The 19,525-nt window shown below is 64.5% G+C and carries 18 protein-coding genes; 13 read left to right on the top strand and 5 right to left on the bottom strand.

Annotation, left to right across the window (positions count from 1 at the left end):
- Window positions 1-141 precede the first annotated feature (141 nt).
- Together JQ627_RS05275 and JQ627_RS05270 are read left to right on the top strand one after the other, a co-directional pair.
- Window positions 142-720 (top strand): TRAP transporter small permease, encoded by a 579-nt coding sequence (locus JQ627_RS05275; protein ID WP_212483063.1) that lies wholly within the window; start codon window positions 142-144, stop codon window positions 718-720.
- A complete protein-coding gene (locus tag JQ627_RS05270) occupies window positions 717-2,057 on the top strand; it encodes a TRAP transporter large permease (RefSeq protein ID WP_212483062.1) in 1,341 nt (446 codons plus the stop codon). The genes JQ627_RS05275 and JQ627_RS05270 overlap by 4 nt, the downstream gene beginning before the upstream one ends.
- On the opposite strand, the gene JQ627_RS05265 is transcribed toward JQ627_RS05270, so the two are convergent.
- Window positions 2,050-2,625, bottom strand: a complete 576-nt coding sequence (locus JQ627_RS05265; protein ID WP_212483061.1) for a histidine phosphatase family protein — start codon at window positions 2,623-2,625, stop codon at window positions 2,050-2,052. The two genes, JQ627_RS05270 and JQ627_RS05265, sit on opposite strands and share 8 nt — an antisense overlap.
- Window positions 2,622-3,416, bottom strand: coding sequence for an enoyl-CoA hydratase/isomerase family protein (locus JQ627_RS05260; RefSeq protein WP_212483060.1), 795 nt, complete (start codon window positions 3,414-3,416; stop codon window positions 2,622-2,624). The genes JQ627_RS05265 and JQ627_RS05260 overlap by 4 nt, the downstream gene beginning before the upstream one ends.
- A 243-nt stretch (window positions 3,417-3,659) precedes the next feature.
- On the opposite strand from JQ627_RS05260, the gene JQ627_RS05255 reads away from it, so the two are divergent.
- Window positions 3,660-4,880 (top strand): NAD(P)/FAD-dependent oxidoreductase, encoded by a 1,221-nt coding sequence (locus JQ627_RS05255; protein WP_212483059.1) that lies wholly within the window; start codon window positions 3,660-3,662, stop codon window positions 4,878-4,880.
- Here the strand turns inward: JQ627_RS05255 and rbsK are convergent, their stop codons facing one another.
- Together rbsK and JQ627_RS05245 are read right to left on the bottom strand one after the other, a co-directional pair.
- A complete protein-coding gene (gene rbsK / locus JQ627_RS05250; protein WP_212483058.1) occupies window positions 4,881-5,798 on the bottom strand; it encodes a ribokinase in 918 nt (305 codons plus the stop codon).
- Between the two features lie 19 nt (window positions 5,799-5,817).
- Window positions 5,818-6,711, bottom strand: coding sequence for a sugar kinase (locus tag JQ627_RS05245; RefSeq protein WP_014496984.1), 894 nt, complete (start codon window positions 6,709-6,711; stop codon window positions 5,818-5,820).
- A 207-nt stretch (window positions 6,712-6,918) separates the two neighbouring features.
- On the opposite strand from JQ627_RS05245, the gene JQ627_RS05240 reads away from it, so the two are divergent.
- The 10 genes from JQ627_RS05240 to JQ627_RS05195 all read left to right on the top strand — a co-directional run bounded on the left by JQ627_RS05240 (window position 6,919) and on the right by JQ627_RS05195 (window position 17,207).
- Window positions 6,919-7,767: a VOC family protein gene (locus JQ627_RS05240; protein ID WP_212483057.1), complete on the top strand. Its 849-nt coding sequence runs from the start codon at window positions 6,919-6,921 to the stop codon at window positions 7,765-7,767.
- 153 nt (window positions 7,768-7,920) lie between these two features.
- Window positions 7,921-8,628, top strand: a complete 708-nt coding sequence (locus tag JQ627_RS05235; RefSeq protein WP_212483056.1) for a TetR/AcrR family transcriptional regulator — start codon at window positions 7,921-7,923, stop codon at window positions 8,626-8,628.
- A gap of 341 nt (window positions 8,629-8,969) precedes the next feature.
- Window positions 8,970-9,779: an ABC transporter permease gene (locus JQ627_RS05230; RefSeq protein WP_212483055.1), complete on the top strand. Its 810-nt coding sequence runs from the start codon at window positions 8,970-8,972 to the stop codon at window positions 9,777-9,779.
- A 52-nt stretch (window positions 9,780-9,831) separates the two neighbouring features.
- On the top strand, window positions 9,832-10,824 hold the full coding sequence (locus JQ627_RS05225; protein ID WP_212483054.1) for an ABC transporter substrate-binding protein: 993 nt from the start codon (window positions 9,832-9,834) through the stop codon (window positions 10,822-10,824).
- A complete protein-coding gene (locus JQ627_RS05220; RefSeq protein ID WP_212483053.1) occupies window positions 10,821-11,669 on the top strand; it encodes an ABC transporter ATP-binding protein in 849 nt (282 codons plus the stop codon). Before JQ627_RS05225 ends, JQ627_RS05220 begins: the two co-directional genes overlap by 4 nt.
- A gap of 4 nt (window positions 11,670-11,673) precedes the next feature.
- Window positions 11,674-13,071 carry a hypothetical protein gene (locus JQ627_RS05215; protein ID WP_212483052.1) on the top strand — a complete coding sequence of 466 codons (1,398 nt, stop codon included), beginning with the start codon at window positions 11,674-11,676 and terminating at the stop codon, window positions 13,069-13,071.
- The gene (locus JQ627_RS05210) at window positions 13,068-14,219 is read left to right on the top strand and encodes a Gfo/Idh/MocA family protein (protein ID WP_212483051.1); all 1,152 of its coding nucleotides are present in this window, start codon (window positions 13,068-13,070) and stop codon (window positions 14,217-14,219) included. The genes JQ627_RS05215 and JQ627_RS05210 overlap by 4 nt, the downstream gene beginning before the upstream one ends.
- A gap of 10 nt (window positions 14,220-14,229) precedes the next feature.
- The gene (locus JQ627_RS05205) at window positions 14,230-15,420 is read left to right on the top strand and encodes a dihydrodipicolinate synthase family protein (RefSeq protein ID WP_212483050.1); all 1,191 of its coding nucleotides are present in this window, start codon (window positions 14,230-14,232) and stop codon (window positions 15,418-15,420) included.
- On the top strand, window positions 15,420-16,283 hold the full coding sequence (locus tag JQ627_RS05200; RefSeq protein ID WP_212483049.1) for a sugar phosphate isomerase/epimerase: 864 nt from the start codon (window positions 15,420-15,422) through the stop codon (window positions 16,281-16,283). Before JQ627_RS05205 ends, JQ627_RS05200 begins: the two co-directional genes overlap by 1 nt.
- A 678-nt stretch (window positions 16,284-16,961) precedes the next feature.
- Complete coding sequence (locus JQ627_RS05195) at window positions 16,962-17,207, top strand: hypothetical protein (protein ID WP_409363796.1); 246 nt, start codon at window positions 16,962-16,964, stop codon at window positions 17,205-17,207.
- Between the two features lie 176 nt (window positions 17,208-17,383).
- Here the strand turns inward: JQ627_RS05195 and JQ627_RS05190 are convergent, their stop codons facing one another.
- On the bottom strand, window positions 17,384-18,973 hold the full coding sequence (locus JQ627_RS05190) for a Spy/CpxP family protein refolding chaperone (RefSeq protein ID WP_212483048.1): 1,590 nt from the start codon (window positions 18,971-18,973) through the stop codon (window positions 17,384-17,386).
- Between the last annotated feature and the right edge of the window lie 552 nt (window positions 18,974-19,525).

Below are 19,525 nucleotides of genomic sequence, written 5' to 3'. Positions count from 1 at the left end.
TCGTCATGCCGGGCAGAAGCGCGATGCGCGCCTTCGCGCCAGATGTCCCGGTCATCTACGTTCTTCCTTCGAGCCCGCACCAAGTGCGTGGATGGCCGGGACAAGCCCGGCCATGACGGAAAGCTGCAGCCGGGAGCAACAATGGCCATCGCCGACAAACTGCTGGTGCAACGGCAACGCCACCTGAAATGGCGCTGGCTCGACTGGCTCGAGCTGGCGCTGATGATCCTCTGCGGCGTGCTCTGCTTCGGCTTCTCGCTGTCGGTCACCGCCGACATCGTCACCCGCACCATCGGCCATCCCTGGCTGTGGCTTCAGGAAGTCACCTCGACGCTGTTCATCTATGCGATCTTCGTCGGGACCGCGGCCGCGACCCGGCGCAACGATCATCTTTATTTGACGGCGATCTCCGAAGCGATGCATGGCACGTCGCGGCTGATCGTCGAAGTGATCATTCGCCTCGTCGTGCTCGGCGTCGCCTTCTGCCTGGTCTGGTACGGCTATCAGAACTATCTCCGCGGCTTCGGCAGCTTCCGCCTGCCGTCGGGTACGCCGATCGCCTCGCTCTATGCGATCATCCCGCTGTCTGGCGTGCTGATCGGCCTGTTCACCATCGAGCAGCTCGTCAACGGCCTGCGCAACGGCTTTGACCATCGCGAGCCGCCCGAAGAGGACGGAGCGCCCGTCATCACGGAAGTGCAGATGAGGGCGCAGCCGTGAGCGCACCAATTGTCCTGGGGTTGATGTCGATCTGCTTCCTTTCGTTCGGCTATCTCGGCGTGCCCGTGCCGTTCTCGCTGATGGCCGGCGTCTTCATCGGTGCGATCCTGTCGGATGTCTCGCTGGCCGCGATCATCCAGAAGATCTTCGACGGCGTCGATTCCGAAGCGCTGCTCGCGATCCCGTTCTTCCTGCTGGTCGGCGAGCTCATGAGCTCAGCCAATGTGGTGGTGCGGATCGCAAATCTGTCGGTGTCGCTGGTCGGACACATCAGGGGCGGGCTGTCGCAGGTCGTCGTTGTCTTCAGCATGTTCTTCTCGGAAATGTCGGGCTCGACCACCGCCGACGTTGCCGTGATGAGCCGTGCACTGGGCGGCCCGATGAAGCGCGAGGGCTACGAGCCCGCCTTCATCGCGGCGATCATCGCGTCCGCCTCGACCATCGCCGCGCTGGTGCCGCCGAGCATCACGGCGGTGGTCTATGGCGCGGTCGGCAACGTCTCGATCGCCGGCCTGTTCATGGCGGGCGTGGTGCCCGGGCTGATGATCGGCTTCGGTCTGATGATCTACTGTTATTTCTTCGGCCCCTCCGGCTTGCGCAAGCCACGCGCGCCGCTGCGGCAGGTGGCGTTCGCCGCAGGCGATGCGGCGCTGCCGCTGATGATCCCGGTCATCCTGCTCGGCGGCATCCTCACCGGCTGGTTCACGCCGACGGAAGCCGGCGTCGTCGCCGTGGTCTGGATCGTGGTGGTCGTGATCCCCGCGCTCAATCGCGGGCATATCAGGAAGATCCCTTACGATTTCTGTCTCGCCGGCCTGATCTTCTCGCTGCCGCTGATCACCATCGGCGCCGCCAACGCCTTCGGCTGGATGCTCGCCTATCTGCGCGGTGCGACCTATATCGCCGAGTGGATCACCTCGATCGCCGGCAACGATCCGCATCTGATCATGCTGCTGATGGTGCTGCTCTTCACCGTGGTCGGTGACTTCATCGAACCGGTGCCGACCATCATTATCTTCATGCCGCTGGTCAACGCGCTGACCGAGGCCGGCGACATCAACGCCGTGCACATGGGTGTGGTGCTGATTGCCACGCTCGCCTTCGGTCTGATCACGCCGCCATACGGTCTGGTGCTGCTGATGGCCTCGAAATTCGTCGGCATCAGTTTTGCCAAGGCCTTACGCGCCGCCTTGCCGATCTATGTCGTGTTCCTGGCCACGATCGCGTTTGCGATCTATTTCCCGAGCGTGGTGCTGTGGCTGCCGCAGCACGTGCTGCCGGAGTCGGTCGGGTGCTTCAAATCGCCGGCAGGGACGGGCTACATCTGTCCTAAGTGACGAGCTGCTCGACGCGCCATTGCTTGCCTTCGCGGAGGTAGCGAAACGGCGTGCCGTGGCTGTTCTTGAAATAGCTGCCGCACAGCGAATTCGCCATTCCCTGCATCACCGCGTCGTGGCAGACGAACAGGAAGTCGTCGTCGGGATGACGGTCGAGCCATGCGGAGACGCAAGCCAGCGACCGTTCGGTCATGGCGTCCCAGTTTTCGCCGTCGGCGGGCAGGATCGAGACGAGGCCCGTCGCTGAGTTGACGCCGTGCTTGATCATGAGGTCGCGGACAGGGAGGCCCTCAAAGCTTCCGAAATCGAACTCGATGATGCCGTCGTCGATCGAGAGCGGCACCGAGATGGCGTCCGCGATGATCTCGGCCGTTCGCGCCGCGCGCACCAGGGGGCTTGCGACGATGCGGCTGATGCCGGCACCGTGCAACATGTCCGCGGCCTCGTGCGCCTGCGCAAGGCCGTCCTCGTTCAGCGGATTGTCTGTCCGCCCCTGAAAGAGTCCCTTCCGATTCCAGTCGGTCGCGCCGTGACGCAGGCCGTAGAACGTGCGCGCGGGTGTCGTCACTTCGACTTGCTCGTGAACTTCTTCACGGCCACGCGGAAATCCTCCGTGTTCATCGCCATGATGATCTTGTGCTCCTCGGCATCGAGCTGCTGCTTCACCGTCGTGGTCGCGGCCTGGTAGACCAGCGACTTGGTGCCGGCGATCGCCGCCGGCGGATTCTGCGCCAGGCGCTCGGCGAGTTTTCGCGTGGCCGCCTTCAGCTCCGGGGCGGGAACGACCTTCGCAACCAGGCCCCATTCATAGGCCTGCTGCGCGGTAAAATTGTCCTCCGACAGGAAGATCTGAAGCGCACGTCGCGATCCGACCGTACCGACGATCCCGACCGTCGAGCCGCCGTCCGGCGACACCCCGATCTTGGCATAGGCCGGCGTGAACTTGGCATCCTCCGCGGCGATGCAGAGATCGGTGACGAAGGCGAGGCCCATGCCGGCGCCGGCGGCCGAGCCGTGCACGCTGGATAATGATAGCTTCGGCATGCGCCGGATGATCTCGATGAAGGCGTGATAGTGCTTCAGCAGCTCGCCGACGACAGGCGTGACCGTGCCCGTTTCGGCCGCAGCGCCGATCGTCTGTAGATCGCCGCCGGCCGAGAAGGCGCGGCCTTCGCCTTCGAGCACGACGACCCTGATGTCGTCGGCGCCTTCGAGATAGGCCGCGAGCTGTTCGAGCTTCTGCGCGATCGCGAGGTTGATCGAGTTGAACGCGGCGGGGCGGTTGAGCGTGATGGTTGCGATCGGGCCGTCGATCCGCAGCAAGGCGGGATCATCGGGTTTGGAGACGGGAGCTGGCATCTGGAATATCCCCGGCATGAGGTCGTTGCTGCAACTAAATCGCAGAAGGTCGGAGGTGACAATCCCCGGCCGCCAGTGCCCCGCATGCCGCTCTTGCGCAGGACGGAACGATGGGCTCAAATGGGGCCGCCTTCGTTTAGGGACGGACACGAGCGCCGGCTCCTCCTAGGCTAGCCAAGCCAATATCAGCGAGAGAGGAGACGACATGGGTGATGCTCGTGTCTCCGGAAATGGGCTGTTCCAATGACGGATGGTCCAGTGATCATTGTCGGTGCCGGCCATGGCGGCTACCAGGTTGCGGCATCCCTGCGCCAGGCGGGCTTTTCCGATCGCGTCTGCCTGATCAACGACGAGGCGCATCTGCCCTATCAGCGGCCGCCGCTGTCGAAGGCCTATATCAAGGGCTCGGCCGGGCCGGAGAGCCTGATGTTCCGGCCTGAGAAATTCTACCAGGACCAGAAGATCGAGCTGATCGCGGGCCGCGCGGTGTCGATCGATCGCGCCGGCCACAAGGTGCATCTTGCGTCTGGCGAGACGTTGCCTTACGGCCACCTCGTGCTGGCGACGGGCGCGCGCAACCGCCTGCTTGATTTGCCGAATGCGAATTTGCCCGACGTGAAATATCTGCGCATCCTCGACGACAGCGAGGCGCTGCGGCAGATCATGCCGTCGAAATCGCGAGTCGTGGTAATCGGCGCCGGCTTCATCGGCCTCGAATTCGCGGCCACCGCGCGGATCAAGGGCCTCGAGGTCGACGTGCTCGAACTCGCCCCGCGCGTGATGGCGCGCGCGGTGACGGCGGAGGTCTCGGAGTATTTTCAAGCGCGGCATCGCGAGGCCGGCATCCGCATTCACCTCGGTGTGCAGGCAACCTCGATCGAGGCCGAGGGCGGCAAGGTCACCGGCGTTTCCTTGAGCGACGGAAGGCATCTGCCGGCCGACCTCGTCGTGGTCGGTGTCGGCGTGCTGCCGAACATCGAGCTTGCGGCGGAGGCGGGGCTTCCCGTCGCCGCCGGCATCATCGTCGACGAATATCTCTCGACGTCCGATCCTGACATCTCCGCGATCGGCGACTGCGCGCTGTTCGCCAGTCCGCGCTTTGGCGGATCGCAGCGGCTGGAATCGGTGCAGAACGCCACTGATCACGCCCGCTGCCTCGCGGCGCGGCTGACCGGCGACCGCAAGGCCTACGACAGCCATCCCTGGTTCTGGAGCGACCAGGGCAACGACAAGCTGCAGATGGCGGGGCTGACCACCGGCTACGACCGGGTCGTGCTGCGCGGCGATCCGGCGAAGAAAGCGTTCTCGGCGTTCTGCTACAAGGGCGACAGACTGCTCGGCATCGAGTCGGTCAACCGTGCCGGAGACCACATGTTCGGCCGCCGCCTGTTCGGCATGGAGCGCTCGATCACCCCGGAGCAGGCCGCGGATGAAGGCTTCGACCTGAAGAGCGCGCTGGCGTGATCAGCCGGCCTTGACGACCGCGGCGACTTCCGCGGCCGTCGGCATCGACGGCCCGGCGCCCATGCGCTGCACGCTGATCGAGGCGGCCGCGTTGGCGAAAGCGAGTGCTGCACGCAAGGACACGCCCTCGGCCAGCTGCGCCGCAAGCGCGCCGACGAAGCAATCGCCGGCGCCGGTGGTGTCGACCGCCTTCACCGCGCGGCCGGGCACCGCGAATTCCTCGCGGCCGGCGAGCGCGAGCACGCCCCGCTTGCCGAGCGTCACGCAGATGGTCTGGTCCCCGCGCGCCTGAAGTTGTCGCGCGACGTCGATGATTCTTGCGGCCTCGTCGCCGTCGGAAAGCTCCACGCCCGCGAGGAAGCCGAGCTCGGTCTCATTCAGCACGAGGATGTCGACGAGCGCCAGCAGCTCGGCGGACATCTTTTGCGCCGGTGCCGGGTTGAGCAGGGTCGTGGCACCGGCCGCGCGCGCGCGCTGGAAGAAGGCGGCAATCGTCGGTAGCGGAATCTCGAACTGGCTGACGGCTACATCGCCCTTCGCCAGCGGAACGTCCGCGATATCGTCAGCGTCGACCAGAGCATTGCTGCCGGGGATGACGACGATGGTGTTGTCGGACGCCGCGACGGTAATGATCGCAGTGCCGGTGTGCGCCTCGGCCGTCTCCTTGGTGGAGCCGAGGTCGATGCCCTGAGCGCCGAGGAAAGTTCTCAACTCAGCGCCAAACGAATCCTTGCCAAGCCGGCCGATCAGCGTGGTCTTCGTACCGAGCCGTGACGCCGCGACTGCCTGGTTCGCACCTTTGCCGCCCGGAAAATACAGCACCTGCCGGCCGGCGACGGTCTCGCCGACTTTGGGGTGGCGATCGGCGGTCGCCACCACATCCATGTTGATGCTGCCGGCGATAAAGACGCGCCCCATGATATGCCCTTACAAAATCCTAGACCCTGACTTCGAACTCGTGCCTGACTTTCGCGATGTCGACAAGGGTCGGCAGGCCCGCTTCGTTGCCGAGGCGCTGGATCTTGAAGGTCGAGGCGGCGCGGGCGAAGTCGAAATGCTCGCGCCAGCTTTTGCCGGGATGGGCGAGGTAGGAATAGACATAGGCGCCGTGGAAGACGTCGCCGGCGCCGTTGGTGTCGATCACGCGCTCGCGCGGGATCGGCATCGCCGGCATGACCTCGACCGCACCTGTTTCATTGTACCAGAGCAGACCCTTCTCACCCATGGTGACGCCGCCGATCTTGCAGCCGCGGCTCTTGAGGTAGTCGAGCATCTTCTCGGGCGTCAGGTCCATCTGTTCGCACAGGCGTTCGGCGACGATGGCGACGTCGATGAATGCGAGCAGCTCATGCGTGTTGGTGCGCAGGCCGCCGCCGTCGAGCGAGGTCAGGATTCCGGCCTCGCGGCAGACCTTTGCATAGTGGATCGCGGCATCGGGCTGATGGCCGTCGATGTGCAGGGCGCGGCAGCCACCGAGATTGAGCATCGGGAACGGGTGGATGTGCTCGTCGTCGCGGCAGCGGACGATGGCACGCTTGCCGTCCTTGGGCATGATGAAGGACAGCGAGGACTGGTTCACCTTCCGCCCGTGCAGCGAGATTGCGTATTTCGCGCACATGTCCTGGAACATGCGCCCCAGCCAGTCATTGGCCGCCGTGGCGATGAGATCGGGCACGATGCCGAGCTTGGCGCAGCAGAACGCCGCCGTGACCGCGTTGCCGCCGAAGGAGACCGCGTAGTCCGTTGCCACGTGCTTTTCGTCGCCGGTCGGCATGTGGTCGGTGATGAAGACGACGTCGATATAGGTCTGTCCGATAAAGAGAGCCTGCATTGGTTGTCCGTGATGCGCTGGGTGGTCCCGGCCGGCGGGCTTACTCTAACACCGGTTCCGCTGTCGGGACGCTGAAATTATTCGCAAAACCGCCCCGAAGCGCTTGAGGTCAGCATGATGCCGGAATACGACCATCACCGGCCAATGCCAAGCCCGGACAAATGCCGATTTTCGGCCCAGGTTCCAGGTCGATCAAAAGGGAAAAACATGATCACCGGCCTCGATCACGTCGTCGCTCTGGTGAGGGATATCGATGCGGCCAAGGCGGCCTATCAGACGCTGCTCGGGCGCGCACCGGCCTGGCAGAATTCCGGCGAGGGCGCCGACCGCGTGATGTTCACGCTTGCGAACATGACGATCGAATTGATGGCACCGAGCGGCTTTAACGTTGCGGCGGACCGGATTCGCGCGCTGCTCGACGACCGCGAGGGCGTGCTCGCCAGCCTGTGCTTTCGTGTCGCAGACATGGGCAAGATGCACCGGCGGCTGGAACGGGTGGCCTTGAGGCCGGATCCGGTCGCGGAGGTCGAAAGCAACGACGTCGAGAGCGGCGCGGTCCTGCACTGGAAACGCACGCGCGCCGCCACTGAATTGACGCGCGGCGTGCGCATGTTCTTCCTCGAGCTCGCCGAGGAGCGGCCGCTGTCGGCTGCGACCGACATCGCGCCGATCGACGGGCTCGACCACGTCGTGGTCACCACCGAGGATTCCGACCGCGCCGCTGCGCTCTATGGCGCGCGGCTCGGCCTTGATCTCGCACTGGACCGCTCGCATCAGGATTGGGGCCAGCTGATGTTCTTCCGCTGCGGCGACCTCATCGTCGAAGTGGTGCGCCGCCCCGTGGCGGGCGGGGATTCCCTGCATGACCGTCTCTGGGGCCTGAGCTGGCGGGTCGCCGACATCGATGCCACGCGCGCCCGCCTGATCGCCGCCGGCCTCGACGTCACCGAGGTTCGCAACGGCCGCAAGCCGGGCACGCGGATCATGACGGTCAGGAACGGCACCTGCGGGATCCAGACCGTGCTGCTGGAGCGTTCGCCGAAGCCGGTGGATTGAAGCTCTGTCCTCTCCACCCGTCATTGCGAGGAGTGAAGCGACGAAGCAATCCAGAGTCTTTCCGCAGAGGTACTCTGGATTGCTTCGCTGCGCTCGCAATGACGGCGGGCGCGTGGTACATGGCATACCGTGAGCACCCAGCGAGCAACCGGTTTGGCGAAGGCAAAGCGAACTCTGAAATGGCAGCGCGACCCCGAGGGGATGCGGCTGCGCATTCTCGAAGCCGCCAAGCAGGAGTTTTCGACCCACGGGCTGGCCGGCGCGCGCGTCGACCGCATCGCGGCCAAGGCCGGCGCCAACAAGCGCATGCTCTACTATCACGTCGGCAACAAGGACGAGCTCTATCTCGCGGTGCTCGAAGGCGCCTATGACAAGATCCGCAGCGAGGAGCGGGGGCTCGATCTCGAGCATCTCGATCCGCCCGAAGCGATCCGTCGGCTGATCGAGTTCACCTGGACCTATTTTCTCCGCAACCCGGAATTCCTGTCGCTGCTCCAGACCGAGAACCTCGCGCGCGCAAAGCACCTGAAGAAATCGACCAAGGTCAAGTCGATGCACTCGCCCTTCGTCGAGATGATCCGCACCGTGGTGCGGCGCGGCGTCGACAGTGGCGATTTCCAGGTCGCGGTCGATCCGGTGCAACTCTACATCTCGATCGCCGGGCTCTGCTTCTTCTATCTCTCCAATTCGGCCACGTTGAGCGTGATCTTCGGTCGCGATCTGCTGGCCAAGGACGCCAAGGACGAGCGGCTTTCGCACATGGTCGGCCTCGTGCTGGCCGCGCTGACGGGGCGATCGACCGCGCTGTTCGAGATCGCCAAGGCGCCGAAGTCGCGTAGCGCGGTGGCGCAGACGGTTTAGTGGCCTGGTCCGCGCGTTTGTGGACGGATCGTCCGCCGTTTCCTCAATCTCCGCCGTCATTGCCCGCCTTGTGCGCAGTTGCGCACTGGGGCGGGCAATCCAGTATTCCAGAGACGGTTGAGATTGAACCGAGAAGTCGCGGCGTACTGGATTCCCCGCTTTCGCGGGGAATGACACCGAGGGTGAGGCGGTCTCGTGCCCCGGACGTAGCGCGGCAGCGTGTCCGGGACGCGAGAGCAGGCCAGGAACCGGCACAAAACGTCACAGGGAAAGCTCTGGACAGTATTTATCCAACGAGTTAATTTCTCCCCCGAACGAAGAAGAATGCCGGGGAGTGAGACGTGGCTGAGTTGAAGCCGCAAAGTGCGGTGTCCAAGATGCTGAACGCGGCCTGGGTCCGGCCGTTCTTGTTCCTGGTCTTCATCGTCGTCGCCTGGGATCTTGCGATCCGCCTGTTCAAGATCCCCGCCTATCAGATCCCGGCGCCGGCCGACGTCGTCGCCGTGCTGCGCACCGAATGGCCGGAACTGCTGCGCCAGTCCTGGCCGACAACTTATGCAACCGTCTGCGGTTTCCTGCTGTCGGCGCTGTTCGGCATTCCCGTCGCGATGCTGATCGCGGGCTCGAAGACGGTGGAGAGCTACGTCTATCCGTTGCTGGTGTTCTCCCAGTCCGTGCCAAAGATCGCGATCGCACCGCTGTTCGTGGTGTGGTTCGGCTTCGGCATCATTCCGAAAGTGATTTCGGCGTTCCTGCTCGGCTTCTTCCCGGTGGTGGTCTCCGCCGTGCAGGGCTTCAAATCGGTCGATCCTGACATGGTCGATCTCGCCCGCGCCATGCAGGGCAGCCGCTTCCAGGTGTTCCGCGCAGTGAACCTGCCGCATGCGCTGCCGGCGATCTTCTCAGGCCTCAAAGTGTCGGTGACGCTCGCCGTGGTCGGCGCCGTCGTCGGCGAGTTCGTCGGCTCCAATTCCGGCATCGGCTACGTGATGCAGCGCTCGATCGGCACGTTCGACCTGCCGACGATGTTCGCGGCGCTGGTGATCCTGGCGCTGCTCGGCGTGATCCTGTTCTGGATCGTGGACCGGATCGAGAAGCTGGTCATTCCCTGGCATGTCAGCCAGCGTGAGGACGTGATTTTCGCCTCGTAACTTAAGCAACGGCCATTAACGGCCGAAACATAACGACAAAGGGAGAGTGACGATGAAGCGGTGGATTGGGGCTGCATCTTTGGCGCTGATGGCATTTGCGGTGTCGCCGGCAAAGGCAGCCGACAAGGTCGTGCTGATGCTGAACTGGTACGTCTATGGCGAGCACGCGCCGTTCTACTACGGCAAGGCCAAGGGCATCTACGCGGCCGAAGGCATCGACCTCGAGATCCAGGAAGGCCGCGGTTCGGCTGCGACCACGCAGGCCGTTGCCGCCAAGACCGCCGACTTCGGCTATGTCGACGTCCCCACCATGATGCGCGCTGCGATCAAGGGCGCGCCCGTCGTTGCGACTGGCGTGCTGCTGCAGACCAGCCCGATGTCCGCCATGGGTTTTGCCGACAAGAACATCAAGAAGCCCGAGGACATCAAGGGCAAGACGGTGGCGATCACGCCGGCCGATTCCATGACCCAGATCTGGCCGCTGTTCCTGAAGAAGACTGGCCTGAAGGAGAGCGACTTCCAGACGGTTGCCGGCGACGGCCAGACCAAGCTCAACGCCGTCATCAACGGCCAGGCTGACCTGCTGCTCGGCTACGTCATGGACCAGTCGATGAAGATCAAGGACGCCACCGGCAAGGACGTGTTCCCGATCAAGTTCGCCGACTACGGCATCAACATGGTCTCCTCCGGCATCATCGCCAACTCCGATTACGTGAAGGCCAATGCCGATCTCGTCCGTCGCTTCATGTCGGCGACGACGAAGGCGGTCGAAGCCGCCGAGAAGGAGCCGAAGGCCGCCGCGCAGTCGATCCTCGATGCCAACCCGAAGGGCGGCAAGATCGACACGCTGACGCAGGGCTTCGAGCTGACCATTCCGCTCTACCGGACCGCTGAAACCAAGAGCAAGCGGCCGTTCCAGGTCACCGACCAGAACATGACGGACTCGGTCAACCTCATGGTCGAATATGGCGGGCTCGACGCCAAGGCCAAGGAGAACCCGAAGGCCTTCTACACCAATGACTATCTGCCGAAGAGTGGCTCGTGAAACCTGCGACAATCGTGAGCGAAACCGTGCAGCCGGCCGCGCATCTGAGACTGGTGAGCGACCGGGCAGCCGGCGATGCGTCGGGCATCAAGCTGTCCGGCGTGTCGAAGACCTACCGGACGCGCGATGGCGACGTGCCGTCGCTGCGTCCGCTCGACTTCCACATCAATGACGGCGAGTTCTTCGTCGTGGTCGGCCCCTCCGGCTGCGGCAAGTCCACGCTGCTCAAGCTGATCTCGGGCTTGTTGCCGCCGACCACGGGCGAGATCCTGGTCGAGGGCGAGAAGGTGACGACGCCGCACGGCAATGTCGGCATCGTCTTCCAGAACGCGCTGCTGCTGCCCTGGCGCAACATCCTGTCCAACGTGATGCTGCCGATCGACATGAAGCGGTTGCCGCGGCAAAAATATCTCGAACGCGCCCAGGCGCTGTTGAAGATGGTCGGGCTCGAAGGTTTCGAGAAGAAGCTGCCCTGGCAGCTCTCCGGCGGCATGCAGCAGCGCGCCTCGATCTGCCGGGCGCTGGTGCACGATCCAAAAATCATGCTGATGGACGAGCCGTTCGGCGCACTCGATGCGCTGACGCGCGAGCGCATGAATGTCGAGCTGATGCGGATCCAGCGCGAGACGAAGAAGACGGTGCTTTTGATCACGCATTCGATTCCCGAGGCCGTGTTCCTCGCCGACCGCGTGCTGGTCATGACCGAGCGCCCCGGCGCAGTCGCCGCCATCTACGACGTGCCGCTGCCGCGCCCGCGCTCGCTCGATGTGATGGCCGATCCTGTCTTCACCGAGCTGGTGCAACGCATCCGCAAGCATTTCTTCTCGCAAGGTTCGCTGGACTAAAACCATGGCGCCGCGCCTGAAGCTGCGAGATATCGCTTTCTTCGAACGACCGACGCAGTTCGCGCGGCCGTTCCGCTTTGGCGCAATCACGATCAACACGACGCCGCAGCTGTTCGTGCGGGTCGAGATCGAGGTCGAGGGCAGGGGCGTTGCGGTCGGCGCCAGCGCCGAGCTGCTGGTGCCAAAATGGTTCGACAAGCGGCCGGAGCTGTCGCCGGCGCACACGGTCGATGGCCTGCGCCGCTCGCTCGAGATCGCGCGCGGGCTTTATCTTGCGCGGACCGGATTTCTGACCGCGTTCGATCTGCATGCCTCCTGCGTCGGTGCCCAGGTCGCGACCTGTGCGAAGAAGAACGTTCCGGCGCTTGCGGCTGCTTATGGCCCCGCCGAGATCGACAAGGCGATCCTCGATGCGCTGCTCCGCGCCGCAGAGACCAGCTTCTTCGATGGGATGGCCGGCAACATTGCCGGCATCGATGCGCGGCTTTCGCCTGACCTGAAGGAAACGGATATCGCGCAGTTTCTCGCGAGCCGAACGCCGCTGCCGCGCGTTGCCATCAGGCACACCGTCGGCCTCGACGATACCGTCGAAGGTGAGGGCGGTGTTGCCGATGCACGCGAGAACGTCGGCGCGAATTATTTCAAGCTGAAGCTGTCGGGCGATCCCGCAGCCGACGCAGTACGGCTGGCGCGCATCGGCAAGGAGCTCGATGCGCTCGGGCGCCACTACAAGGTGACGCTCGACGCGAACGAGCAGTACGCCGATCTTGCCGGGCTGCAGGCGCTGATGGACCGGATTGATCACGATCCCGCATTGCGCTCGATCGCCTCGCGCTTGCTCTATGTCGAACAGCCGATGCCGCGCGACATCACGAGGCAATCGCCGCTGGGCTCGCTGGCAGCGCACGGGTTCATCATCGACGAGGCCGATGATTCCTACGATGCGTTCCCGTCGGCGCGGGCGCTCGGCTATTGCGGCATCTCCTCGAAATCCTGCAAGGGGCTCTACAAGTCCATCGTCAACGCGACGCGCGCGGCGAAATGGAGCGCGGACGGGGCGAGGTTCTTCGTGACCGGCGAGGACCTCACCTGCCAGGCGGGCCTTGCCGTGCAGCAGGATCTCGCGCTCGGTGCCTTCATCGGCGTCACCCATGCCGAGCGCAATGGCCACCACTATGTCGACGGCTTTGGCGAGGCGCCCGCGGCTGAAGCGCAGGCCTTCGCGGCCGGACATCCCGATCTCTATGCCGATGCCGGGCAGGGCATCCGGCTCTCCATTCACGACGGCGATCTCCTGACGGGATCGCTTCATGCTGCGGGCTTTGCGACGTCGGTCCATCCGGACTGGTCGGCGCTCCGCCCGCTCGAACAGCCAAAATCACTTAGGGAGCAATTGGCATGACCACCCAACGCCTCGGCCTCATCATGAACGGCGTCACCGGCCGCATGGGGCTCAACCAGCATCTGATCCGCTCGATCGTCGCGATCCGCGACCAGGGCGGCGTCCGTTTAAAGAACGGCGACCGCATCATGCCTGATCCGATCCTGGTCGGCCGCAGCGCCGACAAGGTCGAGGCGCTCGCCAAACGCTATAACATCACGCGCTGGACCACCGACCTCGACGCAGCGCTCGCCGACAAGAACGACACCATGTTCTTCGACGCCGCGACCACGCAGGCGCGACCGGGCTTGCTGACCCGGGCCATTAATGCCGGCAAGCACGTCTACTGCGAGAAGCCGATCGCGACCAACTTTGAGGAGGCGCTCGAGGTCGTCAAGCTCGCCAACGCCAAGGGTGTCAAGCATGGCACGGTGCAGGACAAGCTGTTCCTGCCCGGCCTGAAGAAGATCGCCTTCCTGCGCGACTCCGGCTTCTTCGGCCGCATCCTCTCGGTGCGCGGCGAGTTCGGCTATTGGGTGTTCGAAGGCGGCTGGCAGGAGGCGCAGCGGCCGTCCTGGAATTACCGCGACGAGGACGGCGGCGGCATCATTCTCGACATGGTCTGCCACTGGCGCTACGTGCTCGACAACCTCTTCGGCAACGTCCAGAGCGTCGTCTGCATCGGCAACACCGACATCCCCGAGCGGTTTGACGAGCAGGGCAGGAAGTACAAGGCGACCGCGGATGATTCCGCCTACGCGACCTTCCAGCTCGAGGGGGGCGTCATTGCCCACATCAACATGTCCTGGGTCACGCGCGTCTACCGCGATGACCTCGTCACCTTCCAGGTCGACGGCACGCACGGCTCGGCGGTCGCAGGTCTCACCGACTGCATGATCCAGGCGCGGCAGGCGACGCCCCGGCCGGTGTGGAATCCCGACGAGAAGCGGCTGCACGATTTCTACGGCGACTGGCAAAAGCTGCCCGACAACGTCACCTACGACAATGGCTTCAAGGAGCAGTGGGAGATGTTCATCCGCCATGTTTACGAGGATGCGCCCTACAAGTTCACGCTGCTCGAGGGCGTCAAGGGCGTGCAGCTCGCCGAATGCGCGCTGAAGAGCTGGAAGGAGCGGCGCTGGATCGACGTCGCCCCGATCAAGGCCTGAGGAGGGATACATGAACAAGCCCGTCCTGCCGATGTCGTCATTGTCGCTCAAGCTGCCGAAGGCCGATCGTTCGATCGAGACTTACCGGCTCGCGGCCTCGCGCACGTTTCCCGCAAAGCTTGAGGGGCCGCTGAACCGCATCGCCTTCTCGGCCGTGCACACGGTGGCCGATCCCTTCGCCGACAACGATCCCTGGCTCTCGGTTGCCGTCGACTGGGACAAGACCATCGCCTTCCGCGAGCACGTCTGGGACCTCGGCCTTGGCGTTGCCGAAGCCATGGATACCGCGCAACGCGGCATGGGGCTGGACTGGCCGACTTCGCTGGAGCTGATCACCCGCTCGGTCGGCGCCGCCAAGCGGCGCAATGCGCTGGTGTTCTCTGGCGCGGGCACGGATCACCTTGCGGTCGAGGACGCCAAGAGCCTCGACGACGTCATCCGCGCCTATGAGGAGCAGCTCTCGGCCGTCGAGAAGGTCGGCGGCCGCATCATCCTGATGGCGTCGCGTGCTCTCGCAAAACTCGGCCGCAGCGCCGATGACTACGCAAAAGTCTATGACCGTGTACTGTCGCAGGTCCGCGAGCCCGTGATCATTCACTGGCTCGGTGACATGTTCGATCCGGCACTCACGGGATATTGGGGCACCAAGGATCTCGACAAGGCGATGGACACGGCGGTGGCCATCATCAACGGCAACGCCGCCAAGGTCGACGGCGTCAAGGTTTCGCTGCTCGACAAGCAGCGCGAGATCGACATGCGTCGTCGCCTCGACAAGCGCATCAAGATGTACACTGGCGACGATTTCAACTACGCGGAGCTGATCGCCGGCGACGACCAGGGCTTTTCGCACGCGCTGCTCGGTATTTTCGATGCGATCGCGCCGGCGGCGTCCTACGCGCTCTCGCGCCTTGCTGCCGGTGACGAAGCGGGCTTCCACGATGTGCTGGGGCCGACCGTGCCGCTGTCGCGCCATATCTTCAAGGCGCCGACGCGCTTCTACAAGACCGGCGTGGTGTTCATGGCCTATCTCAACGGTCACCAGGACCATTTCACCATGGTCGGAGGGCAGGAGAGCGCCCGCTCGATGCTGCATCTGGCCGAACTGTTCCGGCTGGCGGATCAGGCCGGGCTGCTCGCCAATCCGGAACTGGCGATGCGGCGGATGAAGACCGTGCTGGCCTCGCACGGACTGGAAGACTGATGCGCGATTTCTCGTCCGACCATCGCTGGCTGTCGCTCAACACAGCGACGGTCCGCAAGCAGGGTGACCTCGTCGAAATCATCGAGGCCTGTGCAAGGCACGGCATCCGCGCCATCGATCCCTGGCGCGACCAGGTCGCCGCCGTCGGTCTCGACCGCGCCGCGCGCGCGGTGCGCGACGCCGGGCTCGATCTGTCAGGCTATTGCCGTGGCGGCATGTTCACCTCAGACATATCGCGCAGGAACGAAGTGCGCGACGACAACCGGCGTTGCGTCGACGAAGCCAAGGCGCTGGGCGCGCCCTGCATCGTTCTCGTCGTCGGCGGCCTGCCGCAATATTCACGGCCGGGCAGCGAGGCGTCGAAGGATATCGCGGCGGCGCGCGGGCAGGTCGAGGACGCGCTTGCCGACATGCTCGATTACGCCAGGCAGGCAAGGCTGCCGCTGGCGATCGAGCCGTTGCATCCGGCCTATGCGGCTGACCGCGCCTGCGTGAACACCACAAAACAGGCGCTCGACATCTGCGACCGGCTCGACCCCGGCCGCAGCGGCATGCTCGGTGTCGCGCTCGACGTCTATCACATCTGGTGGGATCCGGAGCTGATGTCCCAGATCGCGCGCGCCGGCAAGGACCGCCTGCTGGCCTTCCATGTCTGCGACTGGCTGGTACCGACCAAGGACATCCTCAACGATCGCGGCATGATGGGTGACGGCGTCATCGACATCAAATCGGCGCGCGCCGCTGTCGAGGCGCAAGGCTATGCCGGTTATTCCGAGATCGAGATCTTCTCCAACGACTGGTGGGGCAAGCCGATGGATGAGGTGCTGCGCACCTGTATCGCGCGGCACCAGACGGTGGTGTAGCAAGCGAGCCGGTTGGAGTACCACCAACGAGAGGTGGACAGCCGTCAGCTTTCAGGCAGAATGATATCATCCCGATGCCGCAGCCTCGCCACGGTCTGCGCCAGATCGGATGCGGTAATCAGTGGCATCAACGATCGGCAGGCACGGCGGATGTACCCACGCCTGATGATCTTGGATGGCCCCGACGTGCAACCGTCGGGGCCATTGTTGTGATCGGCGTGCCGAAGGGCCCCGGCGTGATCCAGCCCAAGCCCCGTTCTATTGCGGCGATAAGGAAAGACCGCCCGAAGGCGGTCTTGCAGTCCCATGTGCCGGGCCAAAATAGTTTCGGGATCAAACCTTGTCCGGCCCGGTCTGATCGCCAGCTAACCACTATCCTGGGAAGGCCGCCGACAATTAAGATTTCAGTCCTGAAATGGAATGCATCTGCGACTTGGGAACCCGTCGTCCGACGCGAGTCTTGTTGCGTGCCTGCGTATAGCGCTGGCCGAAGGGGCTGCGACGCTGAGAACTCGACCAGCTCTCAGGGCTGGAGCTGCTGACGTCGGTGAAAAGTCAGACGATTGCGCTATCATCGATTGACCGTCAAACACCGGACTATCACTCGTCAATTCAATCTGCGAAATTGTGACAACATAAATGCGCTTGTAAACAAGCTGGCGCGAAGGGAGGTTCGCAGTGGAGGCAGTGGAGAGAGTGCAGCGCTTACGTGCGATGGGTTCGCTGTGCCGCCAACAGGCCGCTTACAACAGCATGAACAAATGGAAGCTGCTCGCAGAAGCAGAATACTGGGATCACCTGGCCGATCTTGAGTTGTCTGCTCACTTCCAGCGATGCAACACCATCAGTTCGGATGAGAAAGAGCGGGCCCAAGCTATCCCAACCGCGAACGACGCTGGACCGAAGACGATCTCCGTCGCGTGAGGTCGAGACGAGGCGGTTGTTTGCATTCCGTGCCGCCGCACTTTTCACGGAGAGAAGCGGCCCGGATACGCATGTTCTCGTCGAACTTTCTCGTCGAACTGTGAAACAGGGCGATGATGGCCCCCCGCGTCGTTCGGCCGCCGCTCAAATTGCAACGAGCGAATGCGACGCCGCCGTCAAGGGCCTGCGAGCTGTTGCAGCGTGTTGAAGCGCGCCTTCTGCTCGCTGCTCAGCGTGGAATAGAACTCGTCCAGGGCGGGCTCGACCAATTTGGCGGCCTGAAGCATGGCCTCGAGCCGGTGCTGCATCGCCTCCAGCCGTCCGACCGGCGTCAGCGGCACATCGTTCGGACAGGCTGCCTGTAGGCCCTCAACACCCTTCGCCGTCGCTTCGCCGAGGCGGTCGAGCGCCTCCTTCTGCTTGCCCGCGGGATGGAGCACAGCCTCGATCCTCTGGATCGGCAACTGGGTCAGGCCGGACTTCGGATCGCCGCAGCCTTCGGCACTGCCTTCCTGGGCACCGGATTCCTGCTGCCGAGGAGAGCGGTCGCCGATGTTGGGGCCGAGCGCGTTGAAGCGGGCCTGCTGCTCGTCACTGAGCGAGTTGTAGAAATTCTCCAGTGCCGGTCGCACGATCTTGACGGCATCCAGTGTCGCGCTGACGCGGTTCATCATCGCCCGCAAACGGCCAGGCGGGGTCAGTGCATAAGTATCAGCACAGGAGTCCTTGAACACACCGGCAGCGTTGGCCGCCGCGGTCTTCAACGCGTCGAGCAGCGCGCGTTGCTCGGGCGTCGGCCGCACCGCGCTCGTGATATCGTCGAGCGGCCAAGCAGTGACGCCCTTGTCCGGTGTGCCGCACAATTGCTGCAGCGTTTGCGGGCTCACGCTGGCGCGCTGGCGCGAGCGGGCGCCGCCACCGGCTTGCGGATAGTCATACGGGTTGGTGCTGGCATAAGCGGAATAGGGGCTGTCACCACCCCAGAACACGGTGTCGACGAAGCCGTCATACGCGTACGCCCAATAGCCGGGCTCGTAAGCATAGGACCAGAACGTGTAGTCAAAAATGTCGGAATAGGCGTAAGGCCAGAACACGGGCCCAAGCCATGCCACGAACACCGCGGGATGGCGGTGTCGCCAGGCCTGCCGGGGAGCCCAGCCGCGGTGGCGGGCGACGAGGGCCACCTGGGTTTGCGCAAGAGGCCGCTCGCGGAAGTGCGCGCCAAACCGCCCGCGCGCGGCGCCAGCCGCTGCAACTGTTGCAGCGGGGGCCTGCAGTCCCAGCCTCTGCTGGCGCGCCAGATCGCTTTGCTGCGCGCGTTGCTCGCGGTCGAGTAAGCGGTTCTGCGTCTGGAGTATCCGTTGCTGCTCGCGCTGCGCGCGTGCGCCTTCCGGTTTTTGCGACTGCAATGTCTGCACACGCTGCTGCAGGCGATCGATGCGGGTCTGGCGCTCCGTGGTCTGGCGCGACAGCATCTCGCGCTGTCGCTGCTCGACGTGCTGCTCACGCTGTTGTACGCGCTGCTCGCGCTCCAGCAGCCTATTCTGCGACTGCAGCAACCGCTGCTGCTCGCGTTGCGCTCTTGCGCCTTCCGGCTTTTGCGACTGCAATGTCTGCACACGCTGCTGCAAGCGGTCGATGCGGCCCTGGCGTTCCCCTGCTTGGCGCGACAGCGTCTCGCGCGGCTGTTCCGGCCGCACGCTCGCGGCCGACGGTGCGCTTGGGCGCGAGGGGGCGGCGATCTGCGGCGTCGGCTGCGGTGCCATCGCCGGGCGTTGCGGGGCTGCCGGGGCCCGATGGAATTCAGGCCGCGGCGCCGCCACGTGCGGGGCGGCTCGCGGTGGCGGGGCAGCGAAGTGCGGGGCCGGGCGCGGCGGCGGCGAGGCCATGCGAGGCGCCGGGGGCGGCGCCATGGCCGGTCGCTGCGGCATGGCCGGAGGATGGAATGCTGGCGCGGCGGGACGCGCCATCGCTGGCGGCGCCGCCGGACGGGCCATGGCAGGTGGTGGTGCGGGCCGGGCCGCCGGCGCTGCGGCCGGCCCCGGTGGTCCACCTCTTCCGTGTCCCTGGCCGGGTCCCTGGGCGGACGCGCCGACGCTCGTCGCCAGCATCGAGACGCCAACCAAAAGCCCCGTCAAGCAAACGCCACGCGGAAGCATGATCGTGCTCCCAGCTCGAAATCGCCCGCGATTTTCAACGCATAGTTGGCGCAATGGTTCGTTGTTGGCGGCGGCCGGCACTGCGATGTTCCGACGCAGGCAGCCTCAAGAGAAATCCCGCTTCTCGGAGATCGAGATCTTCTCCAACAGTTGGTAGGG

The organism is Bradyrhizobium liaoningense (assembly GCF_018130785.1).
GTDB lineage: Bacteria > Pseudomonadota > Alphaproteobacteria > Rhizobiales > Xanthobacteraceae > Bradyrhizobium > Bradyrhizobium liaoningense_A.
The sequence above is the reverse complement of the archived record's forward strand: the minus strand, read 5'-3'. Positions and strand labels throughout refer to the sequence as shown.